Source organism: Rhodopseudomonas sp. WA056, from assembly GCF_010906995.1.
Lineage (GTDB): Bacteria > Pseudomonadota > Alphaproteobacteria > Rhizobiales > Xanthobacteraceae > Rhodopseudomonas > Rhodopseudomonas palustris_G.
In genome coordinates, this window is record NZ_QPFS01000106.1 from 1 (window position 1) to 16,961 (window position 16,961).

Consider the following 16,961-nt stretch of genomic DNA (forward strand, 5'->3'; position numbering starts at 1 on the left):
GGGCAGGCCGAGCTCGCGCCCCAATGCACGGACTTCGTCCTTGAACAGTTCGCGCAAGGGTTCGACCAGCTTCATGTTCATGCGGGCGGGCAAGCCGCCGACGTTGTGATGCGACTTGATCGTCACCGACGGGCCGCCGGTGAACGACACGCTCTCGATCACGTCCGGGTACAGCGTGCCCTGCGCGAGGAAGTCGGCGCCGCCGACGCGTCTGGCTTCCGCCTCGAACACGTCGATGAACAGCTTGCCGATGGTCTTGCGCTTCTGCTCCGGATCGGTGACGCCCTTCAGCGCACCGAGGAAGGTCTCCGACGCATCCACGTGCACCAGCGGGATGTTGTAGTGGTGACGGAACAGGTCGACGACGGTCTTGCCCTCGTCCTTGCGCAGCAGACCGTGGTCGACGAACACGCAAGTGAGCTGATCGCCGATCGCCTCATGGATCAGCACCGCCGCCACCGCAGAGTCGACGCCGCCGGATAGGCCGCAGATCACCTTGCCGCTGCCGACCTGGGCGCGGATCTTGTCGATCGCTTCCTCGCGGAAGGCGCGCATCGTCCAGTCGCCGGTCAGCCTAGCGACCTTGCGGACGAAGTTGCGCAGCAGTTTCGCGCCGTCGGGCGTATGCACCACTTCGGGGTGAAACTGCATCGCGTAGAACTTGCGGGTGTCGTCGGCGATCACCGAGATCGGCGAACCCGGCGCCTGCGCCACCGCGCGGAAACCGTCGGGCAGCTTGGTGACGCGGTCGCCATGGCTCATCCAGACGTCGTATTTGCCGCCCTTCTGCCAGACGCCGTCGAACAGCGCGCAGTCATCGGTGATCTCGACCTGGGCGCGGCCGAATTCGCGGTGGTGGCCGCCCTCGACGGTGCCGCCGAGCTGCTTGGCCAGGGTCTGTTCGCCGTAGCAGATGCCGAGCACCGGCACGCCGGCCTCCAGGATCGCCATCGGCGCGCTGGGGGCGTTGTCGTCCAGCACCGAGGCCGGACCGCCGGACAGGATCACGGCTTTCGGCTTCATCTCGGCGAAGGCGGCCTCCGCCTTCTGGAACGGCACGATCTCGGAATACACGCCCTCCTCGCGGACACGGCGGGCGATCAGCTGGGTGACCTGCGAGCCGAAGTCGACGATCAGGATCTTTTCGTGGATCGCAGCGACGTGCGGCGAGGTGTCGGCGCCGGAGGGGACGACGGACGAAGCGGAGGATGTGCTGGGGGCTGTCATGGGCAGCAGATACGCGACCGCAGCCCGGCTCGCAACGGGGAAAACAGGATGAGCGGCAGCGTCCCCTGACCTCTCCCCATGCACAGCGCAACCTCTCCCCGCGGGCGGGGAGAGGGAGCGCACCGTGCCTGGGGCGCCCTCACCCCGGCCCTCTCCCGCGCGCGGGAGAGGGAGCGTGCCGTGCTTGGGGCGGTCCTGTACCTAAAAACGAAAGCGCTGCGCCCTGCCCGGTTCAGGCTTTGCGCTTCAGCACGCTGACGAAAAACCCGTCGGTGCCGGTGCGGCGTGGGGTCATCAGCAGGCCTTCGGGCGAGGTCCAGGCGGCGGCCAGGAACAGCTCGGCCTTGTCCCACAGCGCAGCCGCAACCTCGGCCGGCGGCACCACCGCGAACTCCGGATGGGCGGCGGTGAAGGCCTGGATCTGGCCGGTATTTTCGGGCGCCAGCACCGAACAGGTGACATAGGCGATCCGCCCGCCCGGCTTCACCAGCCGCGCGGCACGCGCCAGCACCTCGGCCTGGTCCTTGAGCCGGATCTCCAGCGCGCCGGGGCGCATCCGCCATTTGGCGTCGGGGTTGCGGCGCCAGGTGCCGGTGCCGGTGCACGGCGCGTCGACCAGCACCAGATCGGCGCTGCCCTTGATGTCGGCCAGCGGATCGGCGTCGCCCTTCGGCGCCCTCACCTCGGCGTTGTGGACGCCGGCGCGCGACAACCGCTCGTGGATCGGGGCGAGCTGGCGCTTGTCGGCGTCGGTGGCGATCAGTCGGCCCTTGCCCTGCATCATCGCCGCCAGCGCCAGGGTCTTGCCGCCGGCCCCGGCGCAGAGGTCGATCACCTGCTCGCCGGGTTTGGCGGCGGAAAACAGCGCGGCAAGCTGCGAGCCCTCATCCTGGACCTCGACCGCGCCCTTGATGAAATCCGGCTCGGCCTGCACCCCGGGATTGCGGGCGTCGGCCGGCAGATCGATCCGCAGCCCCCACGGCGACCACGGCGACGCCTTGGCGCGCAGATGCGCGAGCGAGGTCAGCACCTTGTCGCGCGAGGCTTTCAGCGTGTTGACCCGCAGATCGAGCGGCGCCCGGCTGGCCATCGCCGCGGCCTCGGCGACGCGGGCCTCGCCGAACATCTCGGCAAGCGCGCCGTCGAGCCATTCCGGATAGTCGCCGGCGATATGCGGCGGCGCGCCGTCCAGCGTCCGCCCCGACAGCGCGGCGTGTTCGGCGTCGGTCAGCGGCGCCGGCGCGAACCGGCTACCGTCGCACAGCGCCGCGATCGCCTCCGCCGTCATGCCGCGCTCCAGCTTCAGCATGCCGAGCACCCGCGCCCGGGCGGTATCGGAATCCATCAGATACGCGCTGGACGCCCGTCGGCGCAACACGTCCCACACCAAGCCGGCGATCGCCGAGCGATCCCCCGAGCCAGCGTAGCGATGCGCGGTGCCCCATTCCTTCAGCGCCTTGGCAGCGGGAATGCGCTGGCTGTCGATGGCGGCAATCAAGTCGATGGCTGCGGACAGCCGTGCGGCGGGGGTCATGCGGAGCTTTCAATCAGGGTCAGGGCGCGCAACGCGCCGAGCGGGCGTCAGAACATGGACGACACGCTCCAGGGCGGTATCGGTCCGACGCTTTAGGCTCCCGCTATAGCTGCCGCCCCCGCCGATGACAATCGAACCACCGCAACGCAGAGTCCCGGCGCTGCCGGGGCTCCGCTGCACTGTCTTAGAGTCAGGCTCGTTCCGGCCCGACACGGACAAGCTGCTTGCCGAAATTGGCGCCCTTCAGCAGGCCCATGAACGCCTCGGGCGCATTCTCCAGGCCGTCGGTGACGAACTCCTTGTACTTGACCTGACCGTCGCGCACCCAGCCCGACATCTCGCGTAAGAATTCCTGACGCCGGCCGGCGAAATCGCTGACGATGAAGCCGCGGATGGTGAGCCGCTTGGTCAGCACGTGGCGCATCAGCGCTGTCGCCCATTTCGGCGTCGGCGGCGCTTCGAATGCGTTGTATTGCGCGATCAGCCCGCACACCGGCATCCGGGCGAAGGCGTTGAACAGCGGAAACACCGCCTCGAATACTTCGCCGCCGACATTCTCGAAGTACACGTCGATGCCGCTCGGACACGCCGCCTTGAGCTTCGCGGCGAGATCGGGATCGCGGTGATCGAGGCAGTCGTCGAAGCCGAGCTCCTGCTTGACGTAATCGCACTTATCCTTGCCGCCGGCGATGCCGATGGCACGCGCGCCCTTCACCTTGGCGATCTGCCCCACCGCGGAGCCGACCGCGCCGGAAGCCGCCGCGACCACGACGGTCTCGCCTTCCTTCGGCTGGCCAATGTCGAGCAGGCCGGTGTAGGCGGTCATCCCCGGCATACCGAGCACGCCGACCGCGGTCGAGATCGGCCCGAGCGCCGGATCGATCTTGCGCAGCGGCTTGGCGTCGGCGACCGCATGCGTCGCCCAGCCCGAATGCGCCAGCACGATGTCACCCTTGGCAAAACCCGGGCTGTTGCTGTCGATCACTTCGCAGACGGTGCCGCCTTCCATCACGCCGCCGACCGGAACCGGCTGCGCGTAGGACGGCCCGTCGCTCATCCGGCCGCGCATATAAGGATCGAGCGACAGCCAGATCGTCCGCAGCAGTACCTGTCCCTCGCCAGGCGCCGGAACGTCGAACTCCTCGAGGCGGAAATTCTGCGGCGTCGGCTCGCCGACCGGACGCGACGCGAGCACGATACGCTGACCCTTGGACATTTCGTTTCCTCTTTTGATGTTCGTTGGTCGTCAGAGCCGCGACTGTAAGCGACCCCACAGCATTCGCCAACTGCGGCAGGCTGCGCAGACAGCCTGCCGCTCGTCATTCCGGGGCGCGCGAAGCGCGAACCCGGAATCTCGCAGTTCGGCGCACCTCAGAGACGGCGACGATCTCCAGATTCCGGGTTCGCGCGTGCCCCGGAATGACTGAGAAGAGATCGTTACTTAAGTCAGTCGCCTCACACCCCGCCCGGATAGTTCGGGCTTTCGCGGGTGATGGTGACGTCGTGGACGTGGCTTTCGCGCAGGCCGGCGCCGGTGATGCGGACGAACTGCGCCTTGTCGTGGAATTCGCCGAGATCCTTGGCGCCGACATAGCCCATCGCGGCGCGCAAGCCGCCGGCGAGCTGATGTACGACGTTGCCGACCGGGCCCTTGTAGGGCACCTGGCCCTCGATACCTTCCGGCACCAGCTTCAACGTGTCCTTGATGTCCTGCTGGAAGTAACGATCGGCCGAGCCGCGCGCCATCGCGCCGACCGAGCCCATGCCGCGATACGCCTTGTAGGAGCGGCCCTGCCACAGGAATACTTCGCCGGGGGTCTCGTCGGTGCCGGCGAGCAGCGAGCCGACCATGGCGATATCCGCGCCGGCAGCGAGCGCCTTGGCCAAGTCGCCCGAGTACTTGATGCCGCCGTCGGCGATCACTGGCACGTCCGCCTTCTTGCAGGCTTGGACCGCATCCATGATCGCGGTGAGCTGCGGCACGCCGACGCCGGCGACGATGCGGGTGGTGCAGATCGAACCCGGGCCGATGCCGACCTTCACGGCGTCGGCGCCGGAGTCAATCAGCGCCTGGGCGCCGTCGCGGGTGGCGATATTGCCGGCGATCACCTGTACTTCGTTGGAGATCCGCTTGATCCGCGTCACTGTTTCGAGCACGCGCGCCGAATGGCCGTGCGCGGTGTCGACCACCACGACGTCGACGCCGGCTTCGATCAGCCGCTCGGTGCGCTCGAATCCGCCCTCGCCGACCGTGGTCGCCGCGGCGACGCGGAGCCGGCCCTGCGCGTCCTTGCTGGCGAGCGGATGCGCGACCGCCTTCTCCATGTCCTTGACGGTGATCAGGCCGACGCAGCGATACTGCTCATCGACCACCAGCAGCTTCTCGATGCGGTGCTGATGCAGCAATTTCTTGGCTTCGTCCTGACTGACGCCCTCGCGCACGGTGACGAGGTTCTCATGCGTCATGAGTTCCGACACTTTTTGCGCCGGATCTGTGGCGAAGCGAACGTCGCGGTTGGTAAGAATGCCGACCAGCTTACCGGGGCCGTGGCCGTGGCCGCCGGTGACCACCGGAATGCCGGAGAAGCCGTACTGATTCATCAGTGCCAGCGCGTCGGCCAGCTTGGCGTCGGGGCTGATGGTCAGCGGGTTGACCACCATGCCGGATTCGAACTTCTTGACTTGGCGGACCTGCGCGGCCTGGCCCTCGGGATCGAAATTGCGGTGGATCACGCCGAGGCCGCCGGCCTGCGCCATCGCGATCGCCATCCGGGCTTCGGTGACGGTGTCCATTGCCGAGGCGATGATCGGGATATTGAGCTGAATCGCGCGGGTGATGCGCGAGCGGATGTCGACCTCGGACGGCAGCACGTCCGACGGTCCGGGCTTCAGCAGCACGTCGTCGAAGGTGAGAGCTTCGATGAATTGCGAGGATGCGCTCACTGACGCCATGGCCAACTCCGTTCAGCGGCGCCGAGGGCCGCGCTCGATTTTGCGGGGACGGGAGGCACGTTCGGCGCCGCTGGGGGCGGCGCCGTCGAATCGAGCCCGTCGGTAGGGTTGGCGGTGGTCGATAGCACGCGGATATGACGAATCAAAGGGGCAAGGCCGACAGCCCCGCCCCGCTCCCCAGGCATTCCTCAATGGGCCGCCAGCGCGCCGGAAATCATCGTGTTTTCAGAGATTTCGCTGACAGCATCGCCGGCATCATCAACGATAGCCGCCTCGCAGATCACCAGAACGACGAGGATTCCCGAGGCGATTTTCGGGCGAGATCCCGATTTGTTGCGCGAGCGAGCCCTCGCGAACCGTTGCTCAGCGCCGGTAGCCCGGCGGTGGTCCGTGTTCGCGGATGGCCTCGACGACCTCGCGGTGCATGCGTTTTTCGCGCTCCATCCGCACCGCGATCAGCGCATGCAGCGACGGGATCACGAGCAGCGGCTGAAAGATCAGCCCGAGCACGATGCACACCACAAGCAGCACGAGGTTGAACACCGCCGACAGCGGCTGGCCGTTGAACAGCAGGCCGAGCGGCGGCAGGAACGCGGCGAGCAGATAGATCATCGGCCAGTCTCCGTCGCGGAACCGATCGAGGCGCCGCTCATCATCATCACCGGCAGCACACTCGAAAGCGATTTCCGCCCTGAGGAAAGCGTGCCGGTCACGGAGGATTTAGGTAACCGCGCAAGCTCCGCAATAGCGGGGGCCGCGGCACGATGCTACAGCCCGAGCGCCCTCTTGTTGTCCGAAATCTCGCATGAACAAAGAACGAGTCATCCCGTTGATCGTGGCTGCGGCGCTGTTCATGGAGAACATGGACGCTACCGTGATCGCGACGTCGCTGCCGGCGATCGCCGCCGATATCGGCACCTCGCCGTTGACGCTGAAGCTGGCGATCACCTCGTATCTCTTGTCGCTGGCGGTGTTCATTCCGGCTTCCGGCTGGACCGCCGACCGGTTCGGCGCCCGCACCGTGTTCTCGATCGCGATCGCCGTCTTCATGGTCGGCTCGATCGGCTGCGCACTGTCGGGCTCGATCACCGATTTCGTCGTCGCCCGAATTATCCAGGGCATAGGCGGCGCAATGATGACTCCGGTCGGCCGACTGGTCCTGCTGCGCTCGATCGACAAGAGCGCGCTGGTCGGGGCGATGGCCTGGGTGACGGTACCGGCGCTGATCGGCCCGGTGATCGGCCCGCCGCTCGGCGGCTTCATCACCACCTATTTCTCCTGGCACTGGATCTTCCTGATCAACATCCCGATCGGGCTGATCGGGATCGCGATGGCGCTGCGCTACATCGACCCGATCCGCAGCGACCATCTCGAGAAGTTCGACCTGTGGGGGCTGGTGCTGGCCGGGATCGGCGTCGCCGGCATCGCCTTCGGGCTGTCGGTCGCCGGTCTGAACCTGCTGCCGTGGACGGTGGTGGTGGCGCTGATCGGCGTCGGCGCGATCGCGATGACGTTGTACGTGTTCCATGCGCGCCGGGTGGCGGCGCCGGTGCTGGACTTCTCGCTGCTGCGCCTGACGACGCTTCGGGCCTCGATCGTCGGCGGCTTTCTGTTCAGGCTCGGCATCGGTGCGCTGCCGTTCCTGCTGCCGTTGTTGATGCAGATCGGGTTCGGCCTGTCGCCGTTTCACTCCGGTCTCGTCACCTTCGCCTCCGCGGTCGGTGCGATCGGCATGAAGACGCTGGCGGCGCGGATCATCCGCACCTTCGGCTTCCGCAACATCATGACGGTGAACGCCGTGGTCAGCTCGGTGTTTCTCGCCGCCTGTGCACTGTTCGCACCGGGCACGCCGCTCTTGCTGATCATGATCATCCTGGTGGTCGGCGGCTTCTTCCGATCGCTGCAGTTCACCTCGATCAATACCGTCGCCTATGCCGAGGTCGAGCAGGCCCAGATGAGCCGCGCCACCACCCTGCTCAGCGTCGGTCAGCAGCTTGCGCTGTCGGCAGGCGTTGCAGTCGGTGCATTCTCGGTGGAAGCGACGATGGCGCTGCGCGGCGTCACCACGCTCGGCGCGGCCGACTTCGCACCCGCCTTTATCGTGGTGGCGGTGCCCGCCGCGCTGTCAGCGCTGTTCTTCTGGCAGATGCCGAGCGATGCCGGCCACGAGATTTCGGGGCGCAAGGCGATCGAGATTTCGAGCAAGAAGGCCGGCGCCAAAGCCGCGACCAAGGCCGCGTCCGAACAGACCCAGGACGCCCGCGACCAGCGGTTCGGCTAGGTAAGGTTCTGTCGATCAGCCGAAACGGTCACCACCGGACTGGGCACCGTCGTCCTGGCGGACGGCCAGGCGCAGCACGTCGTTGCAGATCGGGCAGCGATAATGCGGCACATCGAACGACGCGTTGGCGTGCTCGATCTCGATCAGCTCCCGATCGACACCGCAGGCTCTGCACATCGGCGTAGGAATCTCCATTGGTCCCCCCGATTCGCCCGATGGATGCCGCTAAGCCTATGGGAACTACGAGGAAGTGCTCTGTAGAAAGCTACCTTTACCAACAATTAACCAGATGAATTCGCTCGTTTAAAGCGCGACTAAGTTGCACTCTCGCACGGCAAGGCGCCAAGCGAGCGGCGTCACTCCAGTTCGCCGCTCGCCGTTGCGTCACGCGCCGCACCGCCACGAAAGCCGGTCGCCAGCAGGTAGCGCTCAGACGAGTCCTTGCGGCTCGCCGCCGGCTTGACGTGCTTCACGCTGGCATAGTCGCGCTTCAGCTCGGCCATCAGCGCTGCATCGGCGCCGCTCTGAAACACCTTGGCGAGAAACGCCCCGCCCGGCTTCAACACTTCGGCCGCGAACATCGCCGCGGTCTCGACCAGGCCGACGATGCGAAGCTGGTCGGTCTTGCGATGGCCGGTGGTGTTGGCGGCCATGTCGCTCATCACCAGATCGGCGCCGCCGCCAAGCATGTCGCGCAACCGGTCCGGCGCCGAGGGATCGAGAAAATCGAGCTGCGCGAAGGTAACCCCGGGAACCTCGCCCATCTCCAACAAGTCGATCGCCACCACCTTACCGCGGCCGTCGGCGGCCCCGACCTTCTTGGCCGCAACCTGGCTCCAACCGCCGGGTGCGGCGCCAAGGTCGACCACCGCCATGCCGGGCTTGAGCAGCCGGAACTTGTCGTCGATCTCGGTCAGCTTGTAGGCAGCGCGCGAACGGTAGCCGTCGCGCTTGGCCTGCGCCACGTAAGGGTCGTTGAGCTGGCGCTCCAGCCATAGCTTGGACGACAGCTTCATCCGCCCGCCGCTTTTGACGGTGACGCGCATTCGTCCGGTGGTGTCCTTGGCCATGGCTTCGCTTACGATCGAGGGATAAGGCCGCTGCTTACCAGACGGGCCCGGAAAAACCAGTGCGGAACCGGCGCCATCCGGCCGCCATCGCGGATGCGTTACAGGATGCCGCGGCGTTTCGAGGCTTGCGGCATGATCGAGATCAAGACATCGATGGCCGCAAGAAATACCTCCGGGAGGTCCACCAGGCAGGGATCATGTCGTTTGCCGCTTTCGCCTCCGCCGTTCTGGCGCTGCTGCTGGCCCCGGGGCCGACCAACACCCTGATCGGCGTCGCCGGGGCGCAGGGCGGGCTCGGCCGCGTCGCGCGGCTGCTGCCGGCAGAACTGCTCGGCTATCTGACGGCGGTCCTGCCCCTCGCCTATCTCGGCGCCGACCTGATGGCGGAGGTGCCGGCCGCGGCTCTGATCGTGAAGGTCGCCGCGGCTGCCTGGGTGATGCTGCTGGCGGTGCGGCTCTGGCACCTGAACCCGTCCGGCGCGACCGGCGCCATCACGGCGCGGCGGGTCTATCTGACGACGTTGCTGAACCCCAAGGCGCTGATCTTCGCCCTGGTGCTGCTGCCTGCGCCGAGCGAACCCGACTTTGCCGCCAGACTGATGATGTTCTGCCTGATGGTCTTCGCTGTTGCGCTGCTGTGGGGCTTTGCCGGCACCATGACGCAGATTGGAGCTGGCGGCGCCGGCCGCCTCAGGCTGACGCAGCGGATCGCGTCGCTATGGCTGGCGCTGGTGTCGCTGTCGCTGATCGCCGGCGCGCTCACCACCGTCTGAACCGCCAGCTGCCTCCTCGCGCGAACTACACCGGCCCGAGCACGCCGTCTTCGCGCATCATTTCGACCAGCATGCCCTCGCGCAGACCCCGATCGGCGACGCGCAGCCGCGGCAGCGGGAACGCCGCGCGGACCGCATCGAGGATGGCGCAGCCGGCGAGCACCAGATCGGCGCGTTCGTTACCGATGCACTGGTTATGGGCACGGTCGTGATAACTCATGCTGCGCAGCTTCTCGACCGTGGCGGTGAGTTCGGCGTCACTCATCCAGATGCCGTCGACCCGCCGCCGGTCGTAGCGGATCAGGTCGAGATACAGCCCGGCCAGCGTCGTCACCGTGCCGGAGGTACCGAGCAGGTGCATCCGGCCGAGATCGCCGCCATGCTGCGCGGCGAACGGCGCCACATGTCTGGCGACCTCGGCGACCATCGACGTGTAGGTCTCCGGCGTCACAACCTTACCGCCGAACGCCTCGGCCAGCGTCACCACGCCGAGCGGCACCGACATCCACGCCTGAATTCGCGGCGGCACGTCCGGCCGCTCCGGATCACGTGCAATCCGCACCAACTCGCTGGAACCGCCGCCGATATCGAACAGGATCGCGCCGCGTCCGTTCGGATCGAGCAGCGGCGAGCAGCCGGTCGCGGCAAGCCGGGCCTCGGTCTCGCGATCGATGATCTCCAGCCGGATGCCGGTGGCCTGCGCCACCCTGTCACAAAACTCGTCGGCATTACTGGCGGCGCGGCAGGCCTCGGTGGCGATCAGGCGCTGCCGCTTGGCCTTGCGGGCGTCAATCTTGTCGCGGCACACCGCCAGAGCCGAGATTGCGCGTCCGATCGCCGCCTCGCTGATCCGGCCGGTGGTGGCGACGCCCTCGCCGAGCCGGATGATCCGCGAGAACGAGTCGACCACGCGAAAGCCGTCGCCCGCCGGCCGCGCGATCAGCAGCCGGCAGTTATTGGTGCCGAGATCGAGCGCGGCGTAAACGCCGTCGCCGTGCGGCGCGCTGATGTGCTCCTCCTCGGCGATCGCAACGATCGCGTGCGGTTCCTCCCCCGGCAGCGAGCCCGGGCGAAGCCGCGTTTCATCGTCCATCAAACTCGTCTTTCCGCGGCCGTGCACGGCCGGCGTCGAAATCATCGTTCACGGAAAGTTTAGCAGCGCACCGCCCCGGCGCAACCCACCTGCGGGCGAAGCATGCGGTTTCGTGCGTTGTGGCGTGCCGGCGGCTGCGTTATCCGTTTGGACTATCAGCACTGACATTCCCCGCGCAAAAACGCCGCTCACGCGGCTTTTTCACGTCCCGCACGCCTCTCAAGCCGGAACTCAGCCTCATGCAGGACCGCCCCGCCAACGCGTCGCTCGACACGTCTCTCGCGCTGCACAAATTCGGCGTCGGCCAGCCGGTCCGGCGCAAAGAGGACGAAACACTGCTGCGCGGCAAGGGCCGCTACACCGACGACTGCAACCTGCCGGGCCAGTTCTACGCCGTGATGGTGCGCAGCCCGCACCCGCACGGCATCATCCGCGGCATCGGCACCGAGGCCGCCAAGGCGCTGCCGGGTGTCTGCGCGATCTACACCGGCGCCGACCTCACTGCGGCCGGCTACGCGCCGTTCAGCTCCGGCCTGCCGCTGAAGAGCCGCGACGGCACCCCGCTGAAGCAGACCCATCACGGCGCGCTGGCCATCGACAAGGTGCGCTTCGTTGGCGATCCGGTGGCATGCGTCATCGCCAAAACGCTGGCGCAGGCGCGCGATGCCGCCGAAGCAGTCGAACTCGACATCGAGCCGCTGCCCGCCGTCACCGACGCGGACGCCGCGATGCAGCCCGGCGCGCCGCAGCTCTACGATCACATCGAGAACAACGTCGCGCTCGACTATCACTTCGGCGACACCGCAGCCGTGCACGCCGCCTTCGCCGCCGCCGCGCATGTCACCACGCTGGACATCGAGAACACCCGCGTCGCCGCGGTGCCGATGGAGCCGCGGGTCGGGCTCGCCTCCTACGATCAGCAGAACGGCCGCTACACCATCCAGGTGCCGACCCAGGGCGTTTCCGGCAACCGCAACACGCTCGCCAAATTGCTCGGCGTGCCGGCCGACAAGGTGCGGGTGCTGACCGGCCAGGTCGGCGGCTCGTTTGGAATGAAAAATATCTCCTATCCGGAGTACATCTGCATCCTGCACGCCGCCAAGGCGCTCGGCCGCCCGGTGAAATGGACCGACGAGCGCTCGACCAGCTTCCTGTCCGACAGCCAGGGCCGCGGCCAACAGATTCGCGCCGAACTGGCGCTGGATGCCGGCGGCCGTTTTCTCGCGATCCGGCTGTCCGGCACCGGCAATCTCGGCGCCCAGATCACCGGCGTCGCGCCGCTGCCGCTGTCGCTCAACACCGGCAAGAACATCGGCAGCGTGTACCGGACGCCGCTGCTCAGCGTCGATATCAAATGCGTCGTCACCAACGTCACGCTGATGGGCGCCTATCGCGGCGCCGGCCGGCCCGAAGCCAATTACTTCCTGGAGCGGCTGATCGATCGCGCCGCCGACGAGATGGGGATCGACCGCCTCACTTTGCGCAAGCGCAACTTCATCAAGCCGACGCAGATGCCGTTCACCGCCTGCTCCGGCGTCACCTACGACAGCGGCGATTTCGCCGGCGTGTTCACACAGGCGCTGGAACTGTCGGACTATGACGGCTTCGCCAGACGCAAGAAAGACGCGCGCAAGGCGGGCAAGCTCCGCGGCATCGCGGTCGGCTCGTATCTGGAAGTCACGGCCCCGCCGAACCCCGAACTCGGCAAGATCGTGTTCGAAGAAGGCGGCACGGTGCGACTGATCACCGGCACGCTCGACTACGGCCAGGGTCATGCGACGCCGTTCGCGCAGGTGCTCAGCGCGTTTCTCGGCGTGCCGTTCGAACGCATCCGGCTCGAACAGGGCGACAGCGATATCGTCCACACCGGCAACGGCACCGGCGGATCGCGCTCGATAACCGCCAGCGGCATGGCGATCGTCGAGGCGTCGCAGAAGGTGATCGCCAAGGGCAAGAGCGCCGCGGCGCATCTGCTGGAGACCGCCGAAGCCGACATCGAGTTCGAAGGTGGCCGCTTCACCGTCGCCGGCACCGACCGCAGCATCGGCATCATGGACCTGGCGCAGCGGCTGCGCGGCGCCGAGCTGCCGGACGGCGTGCCCGCCTCGCTCGACGTCGATCACACCACCGACGGCGTCCCCTCCGCCTTCCCCAACGGCTGCCACGTCGCCGAGGTCGAGATCGATCCGGACACCGGCGTCACCCGCGTGGTGCGCTACACCGCGGTCAACGATTTCGGCACCGTGGTCAATCCGATGATCGTCGCCGGTCAGCTCCATGGCGGCGTCGCCCAAGGCATCGGCCAGGCGCTGATGGAGAAGGTCTCGTACAACGCCGACGGCCAGCCGATCACCGGCTCGCTGCAGGACTACGCGCTGCCACGCGCTGAGGACATCCCGCCGATGACGGTCGGCGATCACCCGGTGCCGGCCAAGACCAACCCGCTCGGCACCAAGGGCTGCGGCGAAGCCGGCTGCGCCGGCTCGCTCGCCACCATCGTCAACGCCGCGCTCGACGCGCTGAAGGATTACGGTGTGACGACCCTCGACATGCCGCTGACGCCCGAGAAGGTGTGGCGCGCGATCCATGAGGCGAAGGCGAAGACGGCGGCGTAGTCCACCCCCGTCATCGCCCGGCTCGTCCGGGCGACCCAGTATCCCAGAGCGCTCGAGATTCTGGTGAGCAGCGCAAGCCGCATCCGCCCTGATTCACCATCCTCGCCCTGGGATACTGGATCCCCCGCATGCGCGAGGGATGACGGTGCTCTTCGTGGTCCCGGGCTTCGCCTTACTGCCCCTTCACCAGCGGGCAGCCGCCGTCCTTCAGCGGGCGGAAGGCCTGGTCGCCGGGGACTTCTGCGAGGACTTTGTAGTAGTCCCAAGGCGCTTTCGACTCCTCGGGCTTCTTGACCTCGAACAGGAACATCGAGTGCACCATGCGGCCGTCCTCGCGCAGGAAGCCGTTGTCGGTGAAGGCGTCGCGCACCGGCATCTCTCGCATCTTCGCCAGCACCGTCTTGGTGTCCTTGGTGCCGGCCGCTTTCACCGCCTTGAGGTAGTGCAGCGTGGCGCTGTAGGTCGCGGCCTGGTTCATCGTCGGCATCCGCTTCATCCGCTCGAAGTACTTCTTGCCGAACGCGCGGGTGCGATCGTTGAGATCCCAGTAGTAAGCCTCGGTGATGATCAGGCCGTTGGCCATCTTCAGCCCCAGGCTGTGGATGTCGGAGATGAACATCACAATGCCGGCGAGCTTCTGGCCGCCGGTGACGATGCCGAATTCCGCGGCCTGCTTGATGGTGTTGATGGTGTCGCCGCCGCCATTGGCCATGCCGATGATCTTGGCCTTCGACGATTGCGCCTGCAGCAGGAACGACGAGAAATCGGCGTTGTTCAAGGGATGCCGCGCGCTGCCGAGGATCTTGCCGCCGGCCGCCTTCACCACCTCGCCGGTGTCGCGTTCGATCGAGTGACCGAACAGATAGTCGGCGGTGATGAAGAACCAGGTGTCGCCGCCGTTCTTGACGATCGCCGAACCGACGGTGTGGGCGTTCGAATAGGTGTCGTAGGTCCAGTGCGCGGTGTAGGGCGAGCACGATTTGCCCGTGATGTCCGACGACGCCGCGTCGGTGACGATCATGATCTTCTCGAACTTCTTGCTCATCTCCATCGCGGCGAGCGCGGTGGCCGAGGTCGGCAGATCGACGATCATGTCGACGTTTTCGTTCTCGTACCATTTGCGCGCCAGCGACGCGGCGATGTCGGGCTTGTTCTGCACGTCCGCCGAGACGAACTCGATCGGCTTGCCGAACATCGTGCCGCCCATCTCCTCGATCGCCATCTTGGCGGCTTCGACGTTGCCCTGGCCGCCGATGTCGGAATACACCGACTGGAAATCGCCGAGCAGGCCGATCTTGAGCGGGGCCTGTTGCTGCGCGAAGGCGGGTGCGCCGAGCAGCAGCGGCGCGGCGAGCAGCAGCGCGGCCGTCCGTTGAACGAATGTCATGTTTCCTCCGAATGATTTTTTGATTTGTTGTCAGTCGGCCTTGTCGCCGGCCCGCGCATGAATGGATGTGCCCCCGCCTCCCTGTTCGTCGTGATCATCGGTCAGCATTCTCGCTGCGCCGGCCGGCAAGGCGAGAGGGGCAGAACGTCGCATGACGTCGCCCGCCGTCCGTCTTGCGGAATAAGTGCCTGCTATGCGGCCGCCTGCTGCCGCGGTGCGAAGATCGCGACGTGATGACAGTGCGCCACCGGCCGATCGCCGTTCGCGACGATCAGCGCGTCGAACTCGGCGAAGCGGTGGCCCTTCTTGTCGTAGTTCGCCACCACCCTGGCCCGCGCGGCGAGCACGTCGTCACCGCGCGCGGCGGCGAGCAACTGCATCTTCGAGCCAACGTGAATCCACGGCCCGAGCACGACATTGTCGACCAGCACGCGGTTCATGATCCGCTGCAGCGTGCCGGGATGGATCAGATCGGTTGCCTGATAGATCGGGTCGGTTTCGCGGATCTCGTCGAGATAGTCGCGCAGCTTCGCCCCGCCCCAGCTCACCGGCGCGGTGCCGAGCCATTGCCCGAGCGGAAACGACGACGTATCCACCGGCGGCCGGTTCGCCGCCGCTGCTGTCTCCGGATAGGCGGACAGATCGACTGCCGGCGCCCGCGCCGGCAGCGATGCCGTGCCGGTGGCGCACAGCTCGCCGCGGCTTTCGACGGCGAGCGTCACAGCCTCGCCCTGCTCCTCGCCCGTCACCGTGGCGGTCTCGCCGTCGTACACCGGCCTCACGAACCGCGCCTCGATCAGCCCACGCTCCAAAAAGTCGCGGCCCCAGCGCGCGACGGGCAGATGCATCATGTAGGCCATCACCTCGACCCCGGGCACCAGGCCGCCGGAAAAGCCGAAGCGGCGGGCCACGGTGTCGTCGTGCATCTTGTTTTCGGATTGTTTGGCGGTGTTGAAGGCGCTGACGCGCCAGGGCGCAAGCGGTGCGGCCATGGTGTCTCCCGGTTGCCCGATCTTGTTGGCGATCGTTGCCGGCGATGCTACGCCACTGCGCCGGCAACGCAAGGCCGCCGCCGAAGGACCGCACACCGCCCGATGACCGACGCCCTCACCCGCATCTATGTCGACGCCGACGCCTGTCCGGTGAAGGACGAGGTGTACAAAGTGGCCGAGCGTCACCATGTTCCGGTGACGGTGGTGGCCGGCGGCTTCATCCGGGTGCCGCAGCATCCGCTGATTGAGCGCGTCGCCGCCGGTTCCGGGATGGACGCGGCCGACGACTGGATTGCGGAGCGGGTCAAACCGGGCGATATCGTGGTCACTGCCGACGTTCCGCTGGCGAGCCGCTGCGTCAAGGCCGGCGCCGAGGTGCTGGCACCGAACGGCAAGCCGTTCTCCGAACAGTCGATCGGCATGACGCTGGCGGTGCGCAATCTGATGACCGATCTGCGCTCGTCCGGCGAGATCACCGGCGGCCCGCGCGCGTTCTCGCCGCGCGACCGCTCCACCTTTCTTTCGGCGCTCGACAGCGCGATCCGCCGGATCGCGCGCCGCCGCGCCGCCCCGACCTGATGGACCGACCATGGCGCCGCCGCTGATTCAACTGAAAGACATCGCGCTGACCTTCGGCGGCGCCGCGCGTTTCGACGGCGTCGAACTCGCCGTTTCGGCCGGCGACCGGCTGTGTCTGATCGGCCGCAACGGCTCCGGTAAGTCGACGCTTTTGAAGATCGTCGCCGGCCTGATCGAGCCGGACCGCGGCAGCCGATTCGTGCAGCCGGGCGCCACCGTGCGCTATCTGCCGCAGGAGCCGGATTTCGACGGCTTCGCCACCACGCTGGCTTATGTCGAGGCCGGGCTCGCGCCGGGCGACGATCACTATCAGGCCGCGTACCTGCTCGAACAGCTCGGCCTGCACGGCGACGAGAACCCGGCCAATCTGTCCGGCGGCGAGGCCCGGCGCGCGGCGCTGGCGCGGATTCTCGCGCCAGCTGTCTCTTATATACATCTCCGAGCCCACGAGACGCTCA

The 16,961-nt window shown here is 67.1% G+C and carries 15 protein-coding genes; 5 read left to right on the plus strand and 10 right to left on the minus strand.

Annotated elements, in window-relative coordinates; all coding sequences use genetic code 11:
* The 5 genes from guaA to DU475_RS18275 all read right to left on the minus strand — a co-directional run.
* On the minus strand, positions 1–1,227 hold a 1,227-nt coding region (guaA, locus tag DU475_RS18255), incomplete at its 3' end, for a glutamine-hydrolyzing GMP synthase (protein WP_164632926.1).
* Positions 1,228–1,459: 232 nt separating this feature from the next.
* Positions 1,460–2,761, minus strand: coding sequence for an RsmB/NOP family class I SAM-dependent RNA methyltransferase (locus tag DU475_RS18260; RefSeq protein ID WP_164632927.1), 1,302 nt, complete (start codon positions 2,759–2,761; stop codon positions 1,460–1,462).
* A gap of 190 nt (positions 2,762–2,951) precedes the next feature.
* Positions 2,952–3,977 (minus strand): NADPH-dependent curcumin/dihydrocurcumin reductase, encoded by a 1,026-nt coding sequence (gene curA, locus DU475_RS18265; protein WP_164632928.1) that lies wholly within the window; start codon positions 3,975–3,977, stop codon positions 2,952–2,954.
* 239 nt (positions 3,978–4,216) lie between these two features.
* Entirely contained in the window at positions 4,217–5,713 is a 1,497-nt protein-coding gene (guaB, locus tag DU475_RS18270; RefSeq protein ID WP_164632929.1) for an IMP dehydrogenase, read from the minus strand.
* Positions 5,714–6,076: 363 nt separating this feature from the next.
* Positions 6,077–6,325 carry a hypothetical protein gene (locus DU475_RS18275; RefSeq protein WP_013503008.1) on the minus strand — a complete coding sequence of 83 codons (249 nt, stop codon included), beginning with the start codon at positions 6,323–6,325 and terminating at the stop codon, positions 6,077–6,079.
* Between the two features lie 193 nt (positions 6,326–6,518).
* On the opposite strand from DU475_RS18275, the gene DU475_RS18280 reads away from it, so the two are divergent.
* Positions 6,519–7,994 carry an MFS transporter gene (locus tag DU475_RS18280; protein ID WP_164632930.1) on the plus strand — a complete coding sequence of 492 codons (1,476 nt, stop codon included), beginning with the start codon at positions 6,519–6,521 and terminating at the stop codon, positions 7,992–7,994.
* Positions 7,995–8,009: 15 nt separating this feature from the next.
* Here DU475_RS18280 and DU475_RS18285 read toward each other — a convergent pair whose 3' ends face one another.
* Both DU475_RS18285 and DU475_RS18290 read right to left on the minus strand, forming a co-directional pair.
* Complete coding sequence (locus DU475_RS18285) at positions 8,010–8,189, minus strand: hypothetical protein (RefSeq protein ID WP_012495747.1); 180 nt, start codon at positions 8,187–8,189, stop codon at positions 8,010–8,012.
* Positions 8,190–8,350: 161 nt separating this feature from the next.
* Positions 8,351–9,064: an RlmE family RNA methyltransferase gene (locus tag DU475_RS18290; protein WP_164632931.1), complete on the minus strand. Its 714-nt coding sequence runs from the start codon at positions 9,062–9,064 to the stop codon at positions 8,351–8,353.
* Between the two features lie 197 nt (positions 9,065–9,261).
* Between DU475_RS18290 and DU475_RS18295 the strand changes: the two genes are divergently transcribed.
* The gene (locus DU475_RS18295) at positions 9,262–9,837 is read left to right on the plus strand and encodes a hypothetical protein (protein WP_164632932.1); all 576 of its coding nucleotides are present in this window, start codon (positions 9,262–9,264) and stop codon (positions 9,835–9,837) included.
* Positions 9,838–9,862: 25 nt separating this feature from the next.
* On the opposite strand, the gene DU475_RS18300 is transcribed toward DU475_RS18295, so the two are convergent.
* Complete coding sequence (locus DU475_RS18300) at positions 9,863–10,930, minus strand: Ppx/GppA phosphatase family protein (RefSeq protein WP_164632933.1); 1,068 nt, start codon at positions 10,928–10,930, stop codon at positions 9,863–9,865.
* A 239-nt stretch (positions 10,931–11,169) separates the two neighbouring features.
* Between DU475_RS18300 and DU475_RS18305 the strand changes: the two genes are divergently transcribed.
* Positions 11,170–13,545: a xanthine dehydrogenase family protein molybdopterin-binding subunit gene (locus DU475_RS18305; RefSeq protein WP_164632934.1), complete on the plus strand. Its 2,376-nt coding sequence runs from the start codon at positions 11,170–11,172 to the stop codon at positions 13,543–13,545.
* A 172-nt stretch (positions 13,546–13,717) separates the two neighbouring features.
* Here DU475_RS18305 and DU475_RS18310 read toward each other — a convergent pair whose 3' ends face one another.
* Both DU475_RS18310 and DU475_RS18315 read right to left on the minus strand, forming a co-directional pair.
* Positions 13,718–14,932 carry an ABC transporter substrate-binding protein gene (locus DU475_RS18310; RefSeq protein WP_013503015.1) on the minus strand — a complete coding sequence of 405 codons (1,215 nt, stop codon included), beginning with the start codon at positions 14,930–14,932 and terminating at the stop codon, positions 13,718–13,720.
* Positions 14,933–15,123: 191 nt separating this feature from the next.
* The gene (locus tag DU475_RS18315) at positions 15,124–15,924 is read right to left on the minus strand and encodes a hotdog family protein (RefSeq protein WP_142882480.1); all 801 of its coding nucleotides are present in this window, start codon (positions 15,922–15,924) and stop codon (positions 15,124–15,126) included.
* A 102-nt stretch (positions 15,925–16,026) separates the two neighbouring features.
* On the opposite strand from DU475_RS18315, the gene DU475_RS18320 reads away from it, so the two are divergent.
* Both DU475_RS18320 and DU475_RS18325 read left to right on the plus strand, forming a co-directional pair.
* Positions 16,027–16,503, plus strand: a complete 477-nt coding sequence (locus DU475_RS18320) for a YaiI/YqxD family protein (RefSeq protein WP_013503017.1) — start codon at positions 16,027–16,029, stop codon at positions 16,501–16,503.
* Between the two features lie 10 nt (positions 16,504–16,513).
* Positions 16,514–16,961 (plus strand): ATP-binding cassette domain-containing protein (locus DU475_RS18325; RefSeq protein WP_164632935.1); only part of this gene is annotated, 448 nt, incomplete at its 3' end.